This is a genomic window from Nostoc sp. CHAB 5715, assembly GCF_020829685.1.
In the GTDB taxonomy this organism is placed as follows: Bacteria; Cyanobacteriota; Cyanobacteriia; order Cyanobacteriales; family Nostocaceae; genus Nostoc.
In genome coordinates, this window is the sequence record NZ_JAIVFR010001170.1 from 1 (window position 1) to 2,082 (window position 2,082).

Annotated in this window: 3 protein-coding genes; 2 read left to right on the top strand and 1 reads right to left on the bottom strand. The window is 42.7% G+C overall.

Features of this window, described 5'->3' with window-relative positions:
- On the bottom strand, positions 1–902 hold a 902-nt coding region (locus LC574_RS37310; protein WP_267871819.1), incomplete at its 3' end, for a lyase family protein.
- Between the two features lie 185 nt (positions 903–1,087).
- Between LC574_RS37310 and pgsA the strand changes: the two genes are divergently transcribed.
- A complete protein-coding gene (gene pgsA, locus LC574_RS37315; protein WP_229458654.1) occupies positions 1,088–1,615 on the top strand; it encodes a CDP-diacylglycerol--glycerol-3-phosphate 3-phosphatidyltransferase in 528 nt (175 codons plus the stop codon).
- Positions 1,599–1,835 carry a type II toxin-antitoxin system HicB family antitoxin gene (locus tag LC574_RS37320; protein WP_229458653.1) on the top strand — a complete coding sequence of 79 codons (237 nt, stop codon included), beginning with the start codon at positions 1,599–1,601 and terminating at the stop codon, positions 1,833–1,835. The genes pgsA and LC574_RS37320 overlap by 17 nt, the downstream gene beginning before the upstream one ends.
- The last annotated feature ends 247 nt before the right edge of the window (positions 1,836–2,082 follow it).

Sequence of the window (2,082 nt, forward strand, 5' to 3'; positions counted from 1 at the left end):
CGTAAATCATGAGATATTTTGGCTAAATCCTGCGCTAAGTTGCGTAAAGCACCGGAAACATTTACAAATGGTGCCATACTTTGCATGGCTGCCATAAGATGCGGTGCAGGTTCTAAAGGAGTATCAATCAATTCTGAGAGAACTTCTACCACACGGGCGCGATACAAAGGATGAGTATTTAACCCTGTTCCGGCTGCACTACCTCCCAAACCCAGTACCATCAAATCTCCAGAGGCGATGTAAATCCGGTTTTGGTGTTCTGTAAGAATTTGCGCCCAAGCCCGAAAATTCTCACCCAAACGCACGGGTACTGCGTCTTGTAAGTGGGTTCTGCCAGATTTGACGATATCTTGAAATTCTACAGCTTTGTTTTCTAAGGATGCGATCGCACTATCTATTGCTGGGTGTAATGTCTTGGATAATGCCAATAATCCACCAATACGAATTGCGGTAGGAATCACATCATTGGTAGACTGCCCATAATTAACGTGGTCATTGGGACTAACACGTTTGTAATTGCCCTTTTCTTCACCAAGAATTTCTAAGGCGCGATTTGCTAGAACTTCGTTGACATTCATGTGGTGGGATGTTCCAGCACCCGCCTGATAAACATCCACGACAAATTGATCTCGGAACTTCCCAGCCAGGATTTCATCAGTTGCTTGGATAATCGCCTGACTAATATCTTGGGGTATGCAATTCAGTTCCCGATTCACAATTGCTGTAGCTTTTTTAATAATTAAACAAGCATCTACGTAAGTAGATAAAGGTTGGATGCCGCTAACTGGAAAGTTTTCGATCGCCCGCAGTGTTTGAATGCCGTAATAAACGCTACTAGCGATTTGGCGATCGCCCATCGAATCGTGTTCGATGCGGAATTGGGAATCTGTCTGTTCAATCATAGTATTGTTTTAGGAGAGCTACAGAAAACAGATTTTCCCACGCTTAGGGGGAAAGTGGGGAGATAAGGGAGATAAGGGAGATGGGGGAGATGAGGGAGAAAAATTACTTGTTTACCCCTCTTGTTTTCCTTGTCTTCTTTATCCCCTTCATCCTCCTCATCTCCCTCATCCCCCTCATCCCCTCTATGACTCTACCCAACTGGATTACCTTCTCTCGCCTTCTTGGTGTACCATTTCTGCTTTATGGTTTGTATAATCCCACACCTCAAGCTAGATGGATATGTTTGGCGATTTTTCTTATTGCGGCGTTAACTGATTGGTTAGACGGCTATTTGGCGCGGAAACTCAACCAAATTAGTGACTTGGGTAAATTTCTTGATCCCTTAGTAGATAAATTTCTAGTACTTGCGCCGTTGCTGGTTTTTATTGAACTAGGAAAAGTGCCAGCTTGGGGAGTGTTTTTAATTTTAGCGCGGGAATTAGCGATCGCTGGTTGGCGGGTAAATCAAACGACGATTACGGGGGCAAATATTTGGGGTAAACTCAAAACCATTAGTCAAATAGTTGCGATCGCACTTTTGATTGCACCTCTACCTCAAGTGTGGCAAATTCCCTCTCTGATTGCCTTTTGGATTTCTGTCGCCCTGACTTTAATATCTGGAGGTATTTATCTTTTGCCGCAAAAAGCTAAGAATTATGAAACGACAATATAGTATTGTAATTCAGTGGTCTGATAAAGATAAAAAGTACATTGTCAGCTTACCTGAGTTTGGCCCCTATGCACACACTCATGGAAATACCTACGCGGATGCTCTCAATAATGGTGAGGAAGTGCTGGAACTTTTGATTGAAGATTACCAAGCACAAGGAAAACCGCTACCAGAGCCTTTGAGTGCAAACGTTTCCTTTCGGTTTGTGCAATCCTCACCCTAATTATAAAAACACTTGGTAATTTCAAAAATGATTCAACAAATTTTATCGGAGTTATGAGGTATCGTATTAACTCCTAACTCCTGTACAGACGCGATTAATCGCGTCTCTACTCCTAACTCCGCACTAATTTGGTGGGGAATAAGTAAATCCTACTAAACAAACCATCACGGAGTATTTTATGTCTAAGAATTTACTGGAACAATTGCGACAAGTGACTGTTGTAGTTGCAGATACGGGGGATATCCAG

Coding starts and splice junctions, on each gene's coding strand:
- LC574_RS37320 (WP_229458653.1), top strand. CDS start 1,599: ATGAAACGACAATATAGTATTGTAATTCAGTGGTCTGATAAAGATAAA.
- pgsA (WP_229458654.1), top strand. CDS start 1,088: ATGACTCTACCCAACTGGATTACCTTCTCTCGCCTTCTTGGTGTACCA.